Raw genomic sequence first — 240 nt, forward strand, 5'->3', positions numbered from 1 at the left:
ATTGATGCCTTGGGTGCTGTGCCGAGTAATGCTGTGGCCCAACGTGCAATCTCTTATGTACTGGATGCCCGTAATGCCGGCAAAATGACTACAACTCTGGGTGGTAATAAATATGAAGTTGCCGGTGTATCACCTTTAGGCTCAGCTTATATCTTTGTACGTGATAAAAATATTAATTCTGTTGAGAAAGCAGCAGGTAAGAAGTTTGCAGTACTGGGCTATGACAATGCCCAGAAAATT

General features: G+C 42.9%; 1 protein-coding gene. It reads left to right on the forward strand.

The features are described from left to right. On the forward strand, nucleotides 1-240 hold a 240-nt coding region (locus tag ICJ84_RS16790; RefSeq protein WP_241748788.1), incomplete at both ends, for a putative solute-binding protein.

This window comes from Aestuariibaculum suncheonense, from assembly GCF_014596935.1.
Classification (GTDB): domain Bacteria; phylum Bacteroidota; class Bacteroidia; order Flavobacteriales; family Flavobacteriaceae; genus Aestuariibaculum; species Aestuariibaculum suncheonense.